At 67.7% G+C, this 12,578-nt stretch carries 15 protein-coding genes and 1 riboswitch; of the genes, 10 read left to right on the plus strand and 5 right to left on the minus strand.

Annotation, left to right across the window (positions count from 1 at the left end; translation table 11 throughout):
- Positions 1 to 30 precede the first annotated feature (30 nt).
- On the plus strand, positions 31 to 1,302 hold the full coding sequence (locus AB4Z55_RS04160) for an acyl-CoA dehydrogenase family protein (RefSeq protein ID WP_369519202.1): 1,272 nt from the start codon (positions 31 to 33) through the stop codon (positions 1,300 to 1,302).
- 13 nt (positions 1,303 to 1,315) lie between these two features.
- Positions 1,316 to 1,792, plus strand: coding sequence for a hypothetical protein (locus AB4Z55_RS04165; RefSeq protein WP_004020419.1), 477 nt, complete (start codon positions 1,316 to 1,318; stop codon positions 1,790 to 1,792).
- 14 nt (positions 1,793 to 1,806) lie between these two features.
- On the opposite strand, the gene AB4Z55_RS04170 is transcribed toward AB4Z55_RS04165, so the two are convergent.
- The 4 genes from AB4Z55_RS04170 to AB4Z55_RS04185 all read right to left on the minus strand — a co-directional run bounded on the left by AB4Z55_RS04170 (position 1,807) and on the right by AB4Z55_RS04185 (position 4,913).
- The gene (locus tag AB4Z55_RS04170) at positions 1,807 to 1,980 is read right to left on the minus strand and encodes a hypothetical protein (protein ID WP_156036616.1); all 174 of its coding nucleotides are present in this window, start codon (positions 1,978 to 1,980) and stop codon (positions 1,807 to 1,809) included.
- 102 nt (positions 1,981 to 2,082) lie between these two features.
- Positions 2,083 to 2,610, minus strand: coding sequence for a DUF1697 domain-containing protein (locus AB4Z55_RS04175; protein ID WP_369519203.1), 528 nt, complete (start codon positions 2,608 to 2,610; stop codon positions 2,083 to 2,085).
- Positions 2,607 to 3,872 carry a DUF4185 domain-containing protein gene (locus AB4Z55_RS04180; RefSeq protein WP_369519204.1) on the minus strand — a complete coding sequence of 422 codons (1,266 nt, stop codon included), beginning with the start codon at positions 3,870 to 3,872 and terminating at the stop codon, positions 2,607 to 2,609. Before AB4Z55_RS04180 ends, AB4Z55_RS04175 begins: the two co-directional genes overlap by 4 nt.
- A 273-nt stretch (positions 3,873 to 4,145) precedes the next feature.
- Positions 4,146 to 4,913, minus strand: coding sequence for a methyltransferase domain-containing protein (locus AB4Z55_RS04185; protein WP_239402398.1), 768 nt, complete (start codon positions 4,911 to 4,913; stop codon positions 4,146 to 4,148).
- A gap of 59 nt (positions 4,914 to 4,972) precedes the next feature.
- Here AB4Z55_RS04185 and rnhA point away from each other — a divergent pair, with 59 nt between their 5' ends.
- The 3 genes from rnhA (at position 4,973) to AB4Z55_RS04200 (ending at position 7,242) form a co-directional block, all read left to right on the plus strand.
- The gene (gene rnhA / locus AB4Z55_RS04190; protein ID WP_369519205.1) at positions 4,973 to 5,467 is read left to right on the plus strand and encodes a ribonuclease HI; all 495 of its coding nucleotides are present in this window, start codon (positions 4,973 to 4,975) and stop codon (positions 5,465 to 5,467) included.
- Positions 5,464 to 6,375 (plus strand): D-isomer specific 2-hydroxyacid dehydrogenase family protein, encoded by a 912-nt coding sequence (locus tag AB4Z55_RS04195; protein WP_004020414.1) that lies wholly within the window; start codon positions 5,464 to 5,466, stop codon positions 6,373 to 6,375. The genes rnhA and AB4Z55_RS04195 overlap by 4 nt, the downstream gene beginning before the upstream one ends.
- A gap of 75 nt (positions 6,376 to 6,450) precedes the next feature.
- Complete coding sequence (locus tag AB4Z55_RS04200; protein ID WP_369519206.1) at positions 6,451 to 7,242, plus strand: SDR family oxidoreductase; 792 nt, start codon at positions 6,451 to 6,453, stop codon at positions 7,240 to 7,242.
- On the opposite strand, the gene AB4Z55_RS04205 is transcribed toward AB4Z55_RS04200, so the two are convergent.
- Positions 7,243 to 7,935: a hypothetical protein gene (locus AB4Z55_RS04205; protein ID WP_369519207.1), complete on the minus strand. Its 693-nt coding sequence runs from the start codon at positions 7,933 to 7,935 to the stop codon at positions 7,243 to 7,245. It lies immediately after the preceding gene.
- 45 nt (positions 7,936 to 7,980) lie between these two features.
- Between AB4Z55_RS04205 and AB4Z55_RS04210 the strand changes: the two genes are divergently transcribed.
- The 5 genes from AB4Z55_RS04210 to AB4Z55_RS04230 all read left to right on the plus strand — a co-directional run bounded on the left by AB4Z55_RS04210 (position 7,981) and on the right by AB4Z55_RS04230 (position 12,462).
- The gene (locus tag AB4Z55_RS04210; protein ID WP_369519208.1) at positions 7,981 to 8,550 is read left to right on the plus strand and encodes a YdeI family protein; all 570 of its coding nucleotides are present in this window, start codon (positions 7,981 to 7,983) and stop codon (positions 8,548 to 8,550) included.
- Positions 8,551 to 8,579: 29 nt separating this feature from the next.
- Positions 8,580 to 8,727, plus strand: a riboswitch (cobalamin riboswitch).
- Between the two features lie 95 nt (positions 8,728 to 8,822).
- The gene (locus AB4Z55_RS04215; RefSeq protein ID WP_354561962.1) at positions 8,823 to 9,836 is read left to right on the plus strand and encodes an iron ABC transporter permease; all 1,014 of its coding nucleotides are present in this window, start codon (positions 8,823 to 8,825) and stop codon (positions 9,834 to 9,836) included.
- Positions 9,833 to 10,678, plus strand: coding sequence for an ABC transporter ATP-binding protein (locus AB4Z55_RS04220; protein ID WP_354561961.1), 846 nt, complete (start codon positions 9,833 to 9,835; stop codon positions 10,676 to 10,678). Before AB4Z55_RS04215 ends, AB4Z55_RS04220 begins: the two co-directional genes overlap by 4 nt.
- 24 nt (positions 10,679 to 10,702) lie before the next feature.
- Positions 10,703 to 11,773, plus strand: coding sequence for an ABC transporter substrate-binding protein (locus AB4Z55_RS04225; RefSeq protein ID WP_369519209.1), 1,071 nt, complete (start codon positions 10,703 to 10,705; stop codon positions 11,771 to 11,773).
- The gene (locus AB4Z55_RS04230; protein ID WP_354561958.1) at positions 11,770 to 12,462 is read left to right on the plus strand and encodes a (2Fe-2S) ferredoxin domain-containing protein; all 693 of its coding nucleotides are present in this window, start codon (positions 11,770 to 11,772) and stop codon (positions 12,460 to 12,462) included. Before AB4Z55_RS04225 ends, AB4Z55_RS04230 begins: the two co-directional genes overlap by 4 nt.
- Positions 12,463 to 12,578: the final 116 nt, after the last annotated feature.

Genomic DNA, 12,578 nt, shown 5'->3' on the forward strand with positions numbered 1-12,578 from the left:
ACATCCGATCCCAACCGAGAGGGGTTCATCGTGGACTTCGCCCTGCCCGAGTCGCTGAGCGACTACCTTGCCGAACTCGACGCCTTCATCGAGGCCGAGATCGTCCCCCTCGAGCAGACCGACGACAACATCCGATTCTTCGACCACCGGCGTGAGGACTCCCGAACCGACTGGGAGCGAGGCGGCCTGCCGAACAGGGAGTGGGAAGCGCTCCTCGGTGAGGCGCGGCGTCGCGCGGATGCGGCAGGCCATTTCCGCTACCCGTTCCCGTCCGAATTCGGTGGCCGGGACGGATCGAACCTGGCGATGGCGATCATCCGCGAGCACCTGGCGTCGAAAGGGCTGGGCCTGCATTGCGATCTGCAGAACGAGCACGCCATCGTCGGCAACAACATCGGTCTGCTCCTCATGCTCGAGTACGGCACCCCGGAGCAGCAGGCGGAATGGGTCGAGGGACTGGCCGCGGGCACGAAGTTCTTCGCCTTCGGCATCACCGAACCCGACCACGGGTCCGATGCCACCTACATGGAGACGACCGCCGTTCGCGACGGCGATGACTGGATCATCAACGGCGAGAAGACGTGGAACACCGGCATCCATGCCGCACACCGCGACATCGTGTTCGCCCGCACCAGCGGTCAACCGGGAGACGCTCGCGGGATCACCGCCTTCCTCGTCGACCCGCAGGACCCCGGGTTCGCCGTCGAGGAGTACCTGTGGACGTTCAACATGCCGACCGACCATGCACACATCTCGCTGGGCGACGTCCGAGTGCCGAATTCCGCGGTGTTCGGGGCGGAGGGAGCCGGTCTGCAGGTCGTGCAGCACTTCTTCAACGAGAACCGCATCCGTCAGGCGGCGTCGAGTCTCGGGGCGGCCCAATACTGCGTCGATCGCGCCGTGGCGTACGCCAACGAACGCGCGCCCTTCGGCAAGAAACTGTCGATGAATCAGGCGATCCAGTTCCCGCTCGTCGACCTGCACACCCGGTGCGCGATGATCCGGGCCCTGATCCGCGAAACCGCCTGGAAGATGGACACCTACGGACCGTTCGCCGCGTCTGCGGAGGTCTCGATGTGCAACTACCAGGCGAACCGGCTGTGCTGCGATGCCGCCGATCAGGCGATGCAGGTGTTCGGCGGACGCGGCTACTCGCGGCACGAGCCGTTCGAGCACATCTACCGGCATCATCGTCGCTACCGGATCACCGAGGGCGCCGATGAGATCCAGATGCGACGCGTCGCCGGATACCTGTTCGGTTTCATGTCGGGAAAGGCACCCAAGGGAGTGCAGTCGTCCTGAGTAGGCTGACCACATGATCGCGGTCATCATCATCGTGGCCACCGTGGTGGTCGCACTGTTCATCCTCGGCGGCGCCGCCTGGTTCGCCTACGACTCGGACAAACGCGTACGCACCTTCGCGCGGTCCACCGACCTGATTCCCGGCCGACCGGGACGGGCACCCGAGAGCTGGGCCACCGACAACACGCGAGAAGCGCTGTTGCACCGTCGAATTCGATACGCCATCGCCGACGTCCATGCGAACCCGGCGATCCCGCACGACGACGAACTCGTCGCGGCACGCAATCGCCTCGACGACGCGGTCTTCGAACTCGACGATCGGCTGATCGCGTCGGCGGACCTCGGCGAAGACGAATCGACCGAGGCGCTCGATCACGCCGAGTCGGCCATCAAGGACCTCGAGAAGCTACCCAAGAAACTGTGGGAGGCGCCTCGCGAGGAACAACTCGCCGACATCGACCGTGTCGCGCGCGTGTTGGCGCGGGGCTGACCGCTCGGAGCAGTTCAGATCACCGTCGGGCGGGGCGGTGGGTCCGGCTGCGGTGGTGCGGGCTGTGGGTCGGGAGCCGGCGGCGGGGTCGGCACGGGGATCGGCGGTTCCGGCGGCGGCTCGGGGATGGGCTCGGGTGCGGGAACGGGCTCCGGCGGTGGCGGGGGCGGCGGGACCGGTTGACTCATGTCCGGACTCCTCTCGACGCGAACGTCTGGTTCGTCGGCTTTGTCTCGTGATGCCCCCACCGACGCTACGCCCGTGGCGAGACACCGGCCACCGAGCCGCGCTCAGGAGTCGGCCAATTCCAGCAGCTTCCGGACGGTCCGCAGATTGCGTCCCGTGCCCTGCACACCCAGACCGCGCGCGATCACCGGTGCGGTCAGCGTCGAACGCCCCGCCCCGTCGGCATAGCGGATGTGCAGATCGGATCCGATGACCCGGACGACGTCCTGGCCGAAGTCCTTGCGCTCGAACGCGGCCACCTTGTCGGGCGCCGGTCGGCCGGTCAGGAAGTAGACATAGGAGTACTTGTCGTCGGCGATCTCGAACGGATGCGCGTCGAGCGCGGCGCGGACCTGCCCGGGCGTGCGGCTGATGACCTCTCGGAACCATCCGTAGCGATCCTGCATCGCGGTTTCGAGAGCGCGGTCGAACTGCTCTGGTGCGGCCGGTGGTGTGCAGAGCAGGTTGCCCGACGCGATGTAGGTCGAGACGTCTTCGGCACCGAGGTCGGTTGCGATCTGGCGCAATTCGGCCATCGGGAGTTTCGCCCCGCCGACATTGACCGCGCGGATCAACACGATGCGGCGGCTCACAGACGGACCTTCGACAGGTCGGTCCGAACCAGCATCACGTTGTAGTCGTCCCACCGCGAGACGACGAAATACAGGTTCTTGCCCGATGATCGAGGGTGGATGTAGGGGGTGTACAGACCGCTGGATTGCTTGGGGGTGATGAGCACTCGCTCTCCGCTCCACGGGCCCACCGGCGACGGCGACGTGCGCAGCATGATCGTCCCTGCACGCTCGGTCAGCATCACGAACCGGCCGAGGAAGGCGTTGTAGGCCACGGAGATCTCGCTGACCGGGCCGGCGACGACCGGCGCGGCGTCGGCCGGATTCGGCGACCACGCGGTGCCACCGCGGAAGTACTGGTATCGGCTGAGGTTCAGTATGTCGGCCGGACGGAAGCGGGCCACATGGGCTGAACCGGAACGTCCGTTGGGCGTTCCGTATTGGTAGATGTACTCCCCGCTCCGCAGGAAGGCGCCCATCTGGAACCGATCATGGCCCCTCGTCACCTGGGGAACGCCCGGGATCGTCAGGTCGGTGTTCCAACGCAGCGTGTTGTTGTCGACCGTCCAGGTCTGACCGTTGTTGTGCGACACAGCGATTCCCGAGTAGTTCGTGCTCCACCGGCCGGGCCCCAGCCACCGGTGGATCGACATGAAACCGACGAACTGCGTGCCGTTGATCGAGATACCGCCGGTGGGGATCCGACCGACTTCGATGTTGCGCACCCCGACGGCGTTGAACATGGGTTGCGCCCACGTCGGATGCGCCGGCGTCACCGGCGCGCCCGAACGGACCGACCCGGGCACGGCGTTCGGGAATCGGATGCCCTTGGCCAGGTCGGAGTTCGCGTCACTGCGCAGCATCGTGTTGTGTTTCCAGGCCATCTGTCCCGCGCACCTGCCCCACGTGTCACCGAAGGCCATCAGGATCTGACCGGATCCGTTGTCCCACGGCACACCGACGTCGGTGGCGGTGATGCCGAAACGGGTGTCGGTGCGTGCGGGACTTCGCGGGCCGGTCACCCAGGAGACGGCCTTGGTGGCGCCGGTCAATGTCGGGAGCGGACCCTGAGGCTTCTTTCCGTCCGCCCGGTAGCTGCCGAAGTCGAGACTGCCCCACCCGAGCTCACTGGACCCGGAACTGCCGGTGCTGCCGACATCGCCCCCGGTGATGCCGGTGGCGTTGCAGACCGCGGCTCTCGCCGGAACAGACACGGTGGTCAACAGGCCGCCCGCGAGGGCGACAGCGGCAACGGTCGCGATGATGCGGCGGGCCGGACGCATGGACGTACCCCCAGAAGAAACGACAAGTGGTGTCAGTGTTGCAGAAGTGTCAGCTCGGAGCGGCGTCGATGCCGAACCGACGCCGGTGCGTGACCCGGGAGGAGCAAGCCTGCGAGCCCTCCTTCTGCTCCCTGAGGAGCGAGCTTGCGAGCGTCACGAAGGGTCTCGCAACCTCTGTCGCCGGACCCTTCGTGACGCACCCTCCGCAAGCTCCGGGCGCTCCTCAGGGAGCAGTGGGGAGTGCTTGTCCCGGATCGGGTCGACGGGGGCGGATCAGCGGCGAGTGGCCACGGCGAACGTTCGGCGGAACGGCAGGACCGTGCCCCACTCGCGGCGCGGGTAGGCCTCGGCGAAACGTTTCTTGAGGTCGGTGACGAACTGCTTCCGGAGGTCGCCGGTCAGTGCCTGGAGGTACGGACGCGCACCGGTTCCCGACATCCAGTCGAACACCGGGTCCTGGCCGTCGAGCACGTGAAAGTAGGTCGTCTCCCACGCGTTGACGTGGTAACCGCGCTCGGCGAAGAAGTCGAGATACATCTCGGCGTCGAGCCGGGGGAGCGCCCGGAGGTCGCCGAAGGCCCCGACGTACGGCTCGGTCGAGGCGAGCTCGGCGAGCGCCGCGTGGGTCGGCGAGTCGGTGTTGTTCGGCACCTGCAGGGCGAAGGCGCCGCCATCGGTCAGGTGACCGAGCAGACCGTCGATGACGTCGAGGTGGTCGGGCACCCACTGGAACATCGCGTTGGAGAGCATCAGGTCGACCGGCCGGTGGGGCGTCCACTGCGAGACGTCGACGGCGTCGTAGTTGGCGTGCGGGTCGGTGTTGTCCCGGATGGCCCGGTCGACCATCTCCGCCGAGTCGTCGATGCCCAGGATCTCGGCCGCGGGCCAGAGCGCACGCAGGTGCTTGGTCAGGTGGCCCGGTCCGCACCCCAGGTCGACCACCGACAGCGGGTTGGTCGGGATCTGCGCGATGAGGTCGAGAAACGGCCGCGCGCGATCGTCGGCGAATTGTAGATAGCGTGTCGGGTCCCACACAGCCATGAGTCCACCCTAGCGGTGAGTCTGCTGCCGGGCATCGCAGCTGCCGTAGGCTTCCGTGCGTGACAGCTTCCGCGAACCCGACAACCGACGACTCCTCCGCAGACCCGGAATCGGGCTCGGCCGTCGTCGAGATCTCGACCGACGGTGCCTGCCTGGGGAACCCGGGCCCGGGCGGATGGGGCGCGGTGCTCCGATACAAGGGCACCGAGAGGCGGATCTCCGGGTCGGAACCCGACACGACGAACAACAAGATGGAACTCACCGCCGCCATCGAGGGTCTCGCGGCGCTGACCAGGCCGTCGACCGTCATCATCTACACCGACTCGACCTACGTCCGCAACGGGATCATGAAGTGGGTCAACGGCTGGCAGGCCAACGGATGGAAGACGAAGGATCGCAAGCCGGTCAAGAACGCGGATCTGTGGCGTCGTCTGGTCGAGGAGGAGAAACGGCATCAGGTGGAGTGGCGCTGGGTGAAGGGGCACGCCGGCGACCACTTCAACGAGATCGCCGACGAACTGGCGACCACCGCGGCCCGATCGGTCTCCCGATGACCCCGGTGGCCGTCGCCCTCGAACCCGTCCGCGACGAGCACCTGGTCGCGGCGATCGAGGGCGCGGGCGGACAGATCGTCGGCCTCGACGACGCCCGGGTGCTGGTGTGGATCGGGCCGCCCGCGGACTTCCCGCAACTGCCCGACACCGTCGAATGGGTGGCCCTCAAGACCGCGGGCATCGAGGATTTCGTGGCCGCCGACATCCTCGACGACCGCCGGCTCTGGACCAACGCGTCGGGCTTCTATGCCGAGAACGTCGCCGAGCACGCGCTGGCGCTGCTCCTCGCAGGACTCCGGCAGATCAACACCGCCGTCCTCCGGCACTGGGACAAGGAACGGATCGACACCGCGGTCCGGTCGCTGCACGGCGCCACCGTCGCCATCGTCGGTGCCGGCGGGATCGGTGCCTCCCTCGCCCCACGTCTCCGGGCGTGCGGTGCCCGCGTCGTCGCGGTGAACCGATCGGGCCGCGACGTGCCCGGTGCGCACGAGATCCGACGGTCCGACGAGTTGGACGAGCTGTGGGGAACCATCGACCACGTGGTGCTGGCGGCGCCGGCGACGCCCGAGACCCGGCACATGATCAACGCCGAGAGCCTCGCGGCGCTGCCCGACCATGCGTGGGTGGTCAACATCGCGCGCGGCCCGCTCGTCGACGAGGAAGCTCTGTACCGGGCGCTGGCCGACGGCCAGATCGCGGGCGCGGCCCTCGACGTGACCGATCCGGAACCGCCCGCCGACGACCATCCGCTCTGGTCCCTGCCGAACGTGATCATCACCCCGCATGTCGCCAACCCGGCGTCGGGATTGACGCGCGAGCTCGCACCGTGGGTCGCCGAGAACCTCCGCAGGTTCGCCGCGGGCGAGGAACTGCTCTCCGTGGTGTCCGCCGGCCGCGACTACTGAGACCACGACCTGCTGTTTCCGGCCGATTTCTAGAACACGTTCTCGTTTTTGGTCCCGGCGTGGCATGGTCGACGGGTGATTCTCGACAGATTCCGGATAGACGACCAGGTGGCCATCGTGACCGGCGCGAGCAGGGGCCTCGGGGCGGCGATCGCGCTCGCCTTCGCCGAGGCCGGCGGCGACGTGGTGATCGCGGCCCGCAGTGAATCCGACCTCGAGCAGGTCGCCGAACGGGTCCGCGCGGCGGGCCGACGCGCGCGCACCGTCTCCGTGGACCTCGGCGACCCCGATGCGGCGGCGGCGCTCGCGCAGACCGCGGTCGACGAGTTCGGGCGGCTCGACACCGTGGTGAACAACGTCGGCGGGGCGATGCCCCGGCCTCTGTTCGACACCAGCCCCAAGCACCTGCGAGATGCCTTCGACTTCAATGTCGGTAACGCGCACGCATTGGTCGTCGCCGGCTCCAAGCAGATCCTCGCGACCAGCGGCCGGGGTTCGATCATCAACATCACGTCGGCGGTGGGCCGCCTGCCCGGACGTGCCTACGCCGCCTACGGCACCGCGAAAGCTGCTCTCGCGCATTACACGCGCATCGCGGCGATGGATCTGAATCCGAAGATCCGGGTCAACGGCATCGCACCGGGCGCCATCCTGACATCGGCGCTGGAGATCGTCGCGGGCGACGACGGAATGCGTACCGCAGTCGAGACATCGACTCCGCTGCACCGACTCGGCGACCCGGAGGACATCGCCGCGGCCGCCCTCTACCTGGCGTCCCCGGCCGGCGCGTACGTCACCGGCAAGATCCTCGAGGTCGACGGCGGGATCATCTCGCCGAACCTGGACCTGCCGATCCCGGACCTCTGATCACTCCGAGCCGCGCTCGAGAGCGCCGGCGATCTGCCGTTCGAGCTGCGCCGCGGCCACCTGCGGAACGTCGATGATGCCCTCGAGTTCGGCCCGGGCCTTCTTGTAGGCCGCCTGCCGCTCTGCGAGTGTGGCCGCGGAGTCGGCGGCCACGCCGATCAGCTTGCGCGCCCGGTCCAGGGCTTCGCGTTCGACGGGTGAGAAGTCGGTTTGCCTGCGCCGCCGGGACTCTCGTTCGGCTGCGTCGAATGCCGCGGCGTATTCGCCCACGGCGTCGCGGTACTCGGCGAAGTCTGCCGGGGACATCGAATCGGGCAGCGGCGCCTTGGCGCCCGGCTCGGGTCGCAGATCGTCGGCGCGGACCCGGGCGCGGTGGAACGCGAGGGTCAGCGGTTCTCGCATGTCGGTCATCATCGGGTACTCGATGAGCGTCGCGAGATCGAGCTCGTAACCGAACCACTTCTCGTTCAGCGAGTCGTGCTGGCGGAGGGTCCGGCGCACCTGGTCGGCCGACGTCGTCGTGAGTTTGAGCTGCTCGGTCTGCGCGTTCGCCTTGATCCGGGCGAGCTCGATCTTGTCCTTGCGCCGCTTCTCGTTGTACTTCCCGATCGACCCCGCCCACCCGCCGACGACAGCGCCGATGGGGAAGATCAGCCACCAGTTGTCCGTCGCGAAGCTGACGATCTCGTTCACGGCTCAACTGTACCGAGACGAGGCCCGGCTGATTAGGGTGAACGCATGGCCGACCCCGATGCGCCGAAGCTCGCCGTGGACACGATCGAGGCATGGCGAGAGTGGTTGCGGGACAACCACGACTCATCCGGCGGCGTGTGGCTGGTGTTCTGGCGCAAGGGATCGGGCCGGGAACCGATCGACTACGACGAGTGCGTTCGCGAGGCGCTGTGCTGGGGCTGGATCGACGGCCACACCCGCGTCATCGACGACCGCCGCCGCGGCATGTGGTTCACCCGGCGCGGACGCAACAGCGGATGGTCGGCGTCGAACAAGGCGCGTGTCGCCGACCTCGCGGCCGCCGGTCGGATTCAGCCCGCGGGGCAAGCCGTGATCGACGACGCCCAGGCCCGCGGTCTCTGGACGATGTTCGACGACGCCGAGGCGCTGATCGAGTCCCCCGAACTCGCCGCCGCGCTCGACGCCGACCCCGTCGCGCGGGCCAACTGGGATGCGTTTCCGCCGAGTGCGCGCAAGTTCGGACTGTCGCAGATCGCCCTGGCGAAACGACCGGAGACCAAGACCAAGCGCGTCGCCGCCCTCGTCGAGCGGGCGGGGCGCAACGAGCGACCCTGACGCCCGTGTCGTCGGGGCGCGGTGTCGGAGACTGTCGGGTATGTCGTAGTCTCGTCGCATCGAGATCCCTGGGAAGCCGGTTCGACTCCGGCGCGGTCCCGCCACTGTGAACTCGGCGCGTCGATGACCTCGACGCACTGACTCAGCCAGATACCAGCCTCGATGCTGCTTGTCACGCCACGAGGATGGACCGACGACACATGTTGATCGATGGTGCCCGCAGGGCGCCGGTACTGCCGCGCACGCACAGACGCACGAGACGACGCCGTCCCGTGGTCGTCGTTGTCGTCGTGCTCGGGTTGGGTCTGGCCGCTGCGTTTCTCGCCCTGTGCTCGGGCGCTGAAGTGCTGCCCGTGTCCACGGTCGTCGACGTGATCGCCTCACGGTTCGGTGGGCCTGCCGTCACGCGTACCCAGCTTGCGATCGTCTGGGACATCCGGATGCCGCGAATCCTGCTCGGGCTGGTGGTCGGCGCGGGTCTTGCCGTTGCGGGGGTGCTGGTCCAGACCCTGGTCCGCAATGCGCTGGCCGACCCGCACCTTCTCGGCGTCTCGTCTGGTGCGGCAGTCGGGGCGACATCGGTGATCACCACCGGGTTCCTTGCCGGCTTCGGGTTGTGGTCGCTGAGCCTCGGAGCAATGGCAGGCGCACTGGGAGCCGCGCTGCTCGTCTTCGCGATCACCATGAGCCAGGGTGGTATCACTCCGCTCCGGCTGGTGCTCACCGGAACCGTTGCCGCATCGGCGCTGTCCGCCATCGCCAGCTTCCTCGTGCTGCGCACCAACGATTCGCAGGCCGCTCAATCGGTCCTGTTCTGGCTGCTCGGCAGTCTTGCCGGCGCATCGTGGGGCAAGCTGCTGCTGCCGGTCTCGGTCGTCGTGACCTGCACCGCGATCGCTTTCGCACTCCATGGGTGGCTCGACGCCCTCTCGGCCGGACCCGATGTCGCCGCCGCGGTGGGCGTTCGCGTCCCGTTGCTACGAAACCTGTTGTTCGCGCTCCTCGCGGTGATGGTCGGCACGATGGTCGCGGTGTCGGGGGCCATCGCGTTCGTGGGATTGGTGATCCCCCACATCGCACGCATTCTCGTCGGCTCCCGGCACCGTTGGGTCCTGCCCACCTCAGCCCTGATCGGCGCGGTCTTCCTGGTTCTCGTCGACGTCGTCGCCCGGATTGCGTTGCGGCCGGTCGAGATCCCGCTCAGCGTGGTCACCGGAGTCATCGGTGCGCCGCTGTTCTTGTTCATCCTCGGCCGGCGCCGCTACCAGTTCGGTGCCGCCGCATGAGTCGCACACCGGTCGGGATCGCAGCGTCCGGGGTCGAGGTGTGGATCGACGATCACCCGGTGTTGCAGGACATTTCACTCGACGTGCGGGCAGGTGACATCGTCGGCCTCGTCGGTCCCAACGGGTCCGGCAAGTCGACTTTGCTGAGGTCGGTCGTCGGGTTGCTCGGACCGCGGCGTGGCACGGTCACCGTCGACGGCCGGGCAACCGAATCGATGAGCGTCCGGGACCGGGCCAAGCAGATCGCCTTCGTGCCGCAGGAAGTGGACCTACCCGCCGACATGCTGGTGCACGAGTACGTCTCGTTGGGGCGGCTTCCTTACGCACCGCCGTGGAGTATGGGTCGCACCGATGACCGCGCCGCGGTGGAAGCAGCTCTGCGATCGGTCGGGATGATCGAGCACCGGGACGCCGCCGTCGACCACCTCTCCGGTGGTGAACGACGCCGCGTCGCCCTGGCCAGAGGACTCGCCCAGGATTGTGGCGTACTCGTTCTCGACGAACCGACCAATCACCTCGACATCCGGCACCAGCTGGACCTGCTGGGGCTCGTGCGAACGTTGGGAACCACGGTCCTCGTGTCGCTTCACGACCTCGATCTGGCTGCTCGCCACTGCGATTCGGTGTACGTGCTGAACGACGGCAGAATCCGCGCGCACGGCGACGCCGCCACCGCGCTCGATCCCGCAGTCGTCGCCGAGGTCTTCGGGGTCTCCGCCCACCGCGTTCTCAACAGCGACACAGGCCGAACGCATCTCGTATTCGAGTCGACCCCGGGCGCGTCGCTGGATACGCCGCTGCCGCTGCGCGATCCCGGTCACGACCACCTGCCCGCCAACTGATTCGACACCGACAATGGAGACACGATGACGAGAACCACCACAAGGCACTTCCGAACGCCCCTCGCGACGGCAGCGTTGGCTGCGGCCCTTGTGCTGGCCGGTTGCAGTGCCACTCCGCCCACCGACGACGCGGCAGAACGAGAGTCGGCGACGCTGACCAACTGCGGCGCCGAAGTGGCCTACGAGGTGCCGGTCGAGCGCGTGGTCGCAACGAGCAACGGGGCCAACGTCGGAACGATCCTCAAGGTCGGGGGACTCGACAAGCTTGCCGCAGTGTCGCTGAACAAGAACAATGATCCGGTGATGGAGTCGATGTTCGGCCCTGGGATCGCCGACGTCCCCCACCTCGAGGGCAGCACCATCACCATGGAGACGGCACTCGGCGCGGACGCCGATCTGGTGGTTGGTTCCTACAGCGGACTGTTCAAGGGCGCATCGGGTGTGACGCCCGAGTCGTTGCAGGCCAACGGCATTGCGTCGTACATCATCTCCGACAGTTGCCGCCAGGGCGGTGACGCCCCGGACAAGCTCGGCACCATGGATCCCTGGGATGCGTTGCGAGCCGACGTGAAGAACTACGGAATCCTCTTCGGGACCGAGGAGGCCGCCGCCGCTGCCGGGACCGAACTCGACGATCGACTGCGCCGGCTGCAGGGCGCGCCGCGTCCGGCAGTGGCGCCGCGTGTCCTGATCTATGACAGCGGTGAGGAGGACCTGTACACCAGCGGTGGCAACGGAGCGCCGAACGGGATCATCGATGTCGCGGGCGGGGCGAACGTCTTCGCCGACGTCGACAACACCTGGTTCCGGGCGAGTTGGGAAACCGTTGCCTCGGCAGACCCGGATGTCATCGTGATCATGGACTACAAGAAGAGTCCGGACGAAGTCCAGGGCAAGATCGACGCCATCAAGGCCCGGGCAGGACTCCGTGACACCGCGGCTGTCCGGGACAACAGGTTCGTGGTCCTGCCGCTGGCGATGTTCACCTCCGGCTACCCGAACATCTATGGCGCCGAAGAGCTGCGGAAGTCCCTCGAGGAGTACGGATTGGTCCCCGGCAGCGGGATCGACTTCGCGGAGACGCTCGGCGGATGACCACCTCGAAAGACTGCCGGATCGTCGTCGTGCTCCGCCCGACGGTGAGCGGACTGGACGAGGCGTCGGCGGTGGCGATGGTCGACCGACTGCGGGCGCGCAGTGCCCGTGATGTCGGGCTCGCCTACCTGGACATCTCGACACCCACCGTCCATGACGAGCTCGACCGCGCGGCCGGTGACGGGCTGTCGGCCGTCAACCTCGTCCCGGTGGCGATCCCGCGCGACAAGTACCTGGTGACCTGGACCAAGCGGGCGGTGGCGAACTGGCGGGAGAGTCGGTCCGGTGTCGGTCTCGACATCTCGATCATCGAACCGGACATCGCCGGAGCGGTGGTCGCCGACCTCGCCGACGCCATCGAGCGGGTTCCTGCCGAGGACATCCGAGTATCACCGGCGTCCTATCGCAGTCCGGCCTGGTCGGTGATCGAGGATCACGACCGACACGTGCTCGTCTGTAAAGGCCCGCGCTGCATGGCCTATGGTGCCGGACCACTTCACCGCCAACTCACCGCGACCTCCAAGGGGACCCCGACCAAGGTCACCGGCACAGGCTGCCTGAGTCCCTGCAACCTGGGCCCGCTCGCGATCGTCAACCCGGCCGGGGAGTGGTACGGCCGTCTCGAACCTGCCCACGCCGTGGACCTGGTCGCCGGTGCCGGGCCGAATGCGAACCGACTGCCACGCTGAGTGGGTCGCCAGACCCTTCGTGACGCGCCCTCCGCAAGCTCCGGGCGCTCCTCAGGGAGCGGGGGTGGGCCGCCTTTACTGCTCCCTGAGGTGCGAGCTTGCGAGCGCGTCATCCT

Source organism: Gordonia sp. ABKF26, from assembly GCF_041103195.1.
Classification (GTDB): domain Bacteria; phylum Actinomycetota; class Actinomycetes; order Mycobacteriales; family Mycobacteriaceae; genus Gordonia; species Gordonia terrae.

Coding starts and splice junctions, on each gene's coding strand:
- AB4Z55_RS04195 (WP_004020414.1), top strand. CDS start 5,464: ATGACCCCGGTGGCCGTCGCCCTCGAACCCGTCCGCGACGAGCACCTG.
- AB4Z55_RS04230 (WP_354561958.1), top strand. CDS start 11,770: ATGACCACCTCGAAAGACTGCCGGATCGTCGTCGTGCTCCGCCCGACG.
- AB4Z55_RS04210 (WP_369519208.1), top strand. CDS start 7,981: ATGGCCGACCCCGATGCGCCGAAGCTCGCCGTGGACACGATCGAGGCA.
- AB4Z55_RS04170 (WP_156036616.1), bottom strand. CDS start 1,980: ATGAGTCAACCGGTCCCGCCGCCCCCGCCACCGCCGGAGCCCGTTCCC.
- AB4Z55_RS04220 (WP_354561961.1), top strand. CDS start 9,833: ATGAGTCGCACACCGGTCGGGATCGCAGCGTCCGGGGTCGAGGTGTGG.
- AB4Z55_RS04165 (WP_004020419.1), top strand. CDS start 1,316: ATGATCGCGGTCATCATCATCGTGGCCACCGTGGTGGTCGCACTGTTC.
- AB4Z55_RS04185 (WP_239402398.1), bottom strand. CDS start 4,913: ATGGCTGTGTGGGACCCGACACGCTATCTACAATTCGCCGACGATCGC.
- AB4Z55_RS04180 (WP_369519204.1), bottom strand. CDS start 3,872: ATGCGTCCGGCCCGCCGCATCATCGCGACCGTTGCCGCTGTCGCCCTC.
- AB4Z55_RS04225 (WP_369519209.1), top strand. CDS start 10,703: ATGACGAGAACCACCACAAGGCACTTCCGAACGCCCCTCGCGACGGCA.